General features: G+C 44.0%; 1 protein-coding gene. It reads left to right on the forward strand.

What is annotated here, in order from left to right; translation table 11 throughout:
- Nucleotides 1–98 precede the first annotated feature (98 nt).
- Nucleotides 99–1,964, forward strand: coding sequence for a DEAD/DEAH box helicase (locus JX312_RS12850; protein ID WP_239653925.1), 1,866 nt, complete (start codon nucleotides 99–101; stop codon nucleotides 1,962–1,964).
- Nucleotides 1,965–2,000: the final 36 nt, after the last annotated feature.

Consider the following 2,000-nt stretch of genomic DNA (forward strand, 5'->3'; position numbering starts at 1 on the left):
GAGCCAGCACAAATAGCAAATTGCCATCCAACTCTTGACCTCGAATTTGATTAACACTTTTTAAGAGACACTAGTGGATTGGTGATTTCCCTAAAGTTGTGGCGTGGTTTGTGCCCAGCGATACTATCCTGACACAGACTCTCGAAAAGCTACAGAATCCGGCACATCCTTACCGTCATGCCATTGACTCACTCTTCAATCACAAGGTTACTGTGGTCGACAAGGAAGCCGCTTTACAGGGCAAGGGACTGAAGCCCGAACAATTACAGTCTGAACTCGTGATTCTCGTACTGAGTGCACAGTCGTTTGTGGAGACCGTCAAGGCGAAAAAAGATGTGTCATCTGAGCAGAACAAGCCTAAGGCATACCGGGAGAATGAAAACTTCTTTGAGCAGTCAAAGCATTTTCCACATCCGGAAAAGCTGATCGCAGGAACAGACCCCACTGCACTGATTCAGGTTATAGCCCAGCAGAATCCGGTCGTGATTGTGGACGAAAGCCATAACTTCCGCACAAATCTTCGTGATGAGATGCTGGCAAACCTCAATCCGCGCTTCATCCTCGAATTGACTGCCACTCCCCGTGGTAAAAGTAACATCGTGTCGTTTGTGGATGCTATGCAGTTGAAGAAGGAGAACATGGTGAAACTGCCGGTAATCGTGGAGAACCGTAACTCTCCGCGTGACGTGATCAGTGCGGCTGTCAGAATGCGTAACAGTCTTGAAAAACTGGCAAAAGAAAATGAGGCTAACGGCGGAAGGTATATCCGTACGATTGTACTCTTTCAGGCTCAGCCAAAAACGGATGAGGACAACGTAACGTTCGATAAGATTAAACGACAGTTGATTGACGTAGGTATTCCCGAAAATCAAATCAAGATAAAGACTGCCAATAAGGATGAGCTCAAGGGCATTGACCTGATGAGCCGCGACTGTGAGGTGCGATATATCATTACTGTCAACGCGCTTAAAGAAGGTTGGGACTGTCCGTTTGCTTATATTCTTGCGACGCTTGCCAACAAGACCAGCATAGTTGATGTGGAGCAGATTCTGGGTCGTATCCTCCGTCAGCCTTATACTGCTCAACATGGGATAAGCCTGTTGAATCTATCATACGTATTCACCTCAAGCAGTGATTTCCGCAATACTATTGACGGTATCATACGCTCATTGCAGAAAGTCGGTTTCAGCCGTAAGGATTTCCGCGATCTCACGCCTGAGCCAATAGAGATTCCATCCTTGCAACCTGTACCGGCATCCAAACCTTTGTTCCATGTTCAACCGGAGAGTGAGGAGACTGAAAACGAGGTTGATGTAGAACTTGAACTCGACATAAACGATGTTGAAGAGTTCAAAAAAGAACTTACAGACGAGAATGAAGCCAATGATATTCAACAGCTTCAGCATCAAGCCATGCAAGTGAGTGAAGAATATATCCAAATTATTGAACAGCAAAGCGGCAGGGGGGATATTGACCCACTTGCATCTATAACTCCTCAGGAAATGTATTATCCGATTAATGAAAAATTCAGAGAAGTGGCATCTGAAATGAATATGCCGATATTCTATAATAAATCAGCACCTTCTGTCTTTACTGATGACGAATGGATTCCTTTGGAAAAATCCATGTTGTCGGAAGGATTCGATTTGTCAACCAAAGATGCCGACATTGATTTCACCATCGTTCGTCCAGATGGTATTACGATTGATGTAGCTGATTCAGGAGATGCTGTTCGTAAGAACAATCAAAGTCTGACTGATTTTATCCGTAACCAATATGTAGACAAGTCAGCTACTACGAAAAAAGAAGGTATCAGCAGACAGCTTGCCGGAATGATAAAACTTGATGATGTTGCTGAACTCGCAATTAAGAAATACGTAAAGCGAGCCATTGAGCGATTGGATGCCGACCAGATAGATAATCTGATTGATAATATCTCACTGGCGTCTCTTAAAATCTGTTAATGCGAAATTGTTAAACTCTGTATTCATGTTGGTTAC

This window comes from Barnesiella sp. CU968 (genome assembly GCF_905219685.1).
Classification (GTDB): Bacteria; Bacteroidota; Bacteroidia; order Bacteroidales; family Muribaculaceae; genus Lepagella; species Lepagella muris_A.